The following is a 1,088-nucleotide window of genomic DNA, read 5'->3' as shown; positions in this document are numbered from 1 at the left end:
GGTGAATTAACAAGCGAAGTGCACCGCGCCGAGGAGTTCTCGCATTCGTTCGATCGGTGATTTGAACCCATAACGTTTTCTCGGCCGAGAGTTGAGTTTGTGCGCGATACGGTCGCAGGTCTTCTGTTGGAGACGAGCCAGGCTGCTTCGCTTTGGAAAGTACTGGCGGAGCAGGCCGTTGAAGTTCTCGTTGCTACCGCGCTCCCAAGGTCGATGCGGATACGCAAAGTAGCAGCGCACGCCCGTTGCTTCCTCAAGCGCTCTGTAGCCATGGAACTCGGTGCCGTTGTCCCATGTGATCGTCTCGAACGGCAAACCGCTTTCCCGGATCAGCCGCAATGTGGCGCGATTGACGGCCTTGCTGGTTCGATGCGGAAGCCGTGCCACGAGGGCCAGGCCGGAACTGCGTTCCACAAGCGTCAGAAGGCACGATCGCTCGCAGGCCGGTCCGCTCACCGTATCGCCCTCCCAGTGACCTGGCTCCTGGCGCAATTCGACTTCGGATGGCCGCGTATCGATCATGGGCTTACCTTGTAGACGGCCGCGCTTTTCCGGGCCCCAGGTGCGCTTTCGGCGTCGCTTTCGGCCTTGACGCAATGCGTTGCGCAAGCCGCCGCCATGCGCCGAGTCGGCTCGCACATGGCGATAGATCGTCATGTGGCTGATACGCGCGATGCTGTTCTCGGCCAGCCAACGCGCGATCTGCTCGGGACTCCACTGCTCGTGGCGAAGCAGAGCCTCGACGGCGGCGTACACGGCCTCACTATGCTGTCGAATCCGACGCGAGCGGCAGCGGCGACCATTCGTGCGCTCCTGCGCTTTGCTCGGCCTGTATGCACCATCCGTCGCGAGGCAGCTGTTGCGGCGTGTCTCGCGACTGATCGTGCTCGGATTTCGCCCCAAGACGCGCGCAATCGCGCGACAGGACATGCCTTGCTGCCTGAGTGCGGCCAGGGTGTATCGTTCCTGCTCGGTGAGCTGGCTGTACATGAGGGATCGTCTCTTGCCGGAGTGATCCCCTCCAGTCTGCCAGCTCACCTCTTTAGTTTCGGGCGGCGCGGGTGTTGCGCTTACTTTGTTAACCCGCG

At 61.9% G+C, this 1,088-nt stretch carries 1 protein-coding gene; it reads right to left on the bottom strand.

Annotated elements, in window-relative coordinates; all coding sequences use genetic code 11:
- Window positions 1–6: 6 nt before the first annotated feature.
- On the bottom strand, window positions 7–990 hold the full coding sequence (locus J2W68_RS17955; protein ID WP_430539777.1) for an IS30 family transposase: 984 nt from the start codon (window positions 988–990) through the stop codon (window positions 7–9).
- Between the last annotated feature and the right edge of the window lie 98 nt (window positions 991–1,088).

Source organism: Luteimonas terrae (assembly GCF_031457535.1).
Taxonomy (GTDB): domain Bacteria; phylum Pseudomonadota; class Gammaproteobacteria; order Xanthomonadales; family Xanthomonadaceae; genus Luteimonas; species Luteimonas terrae_A.
Note: the sequence above shows the minus strand (reverse complement) of the source record. Positions and strands in the feature narration are given on the sequence as shown.

Bases quoted from the DNA above. Each gene is read 5' to 3' on its own strand.
- J2W68_RS17955 (WP_430539777.1), bottom strand. From the start codon at position 990: ATGTACAGCCAGCTCACCGAGCAGGAACGATACACCCTGGCCGCACTC.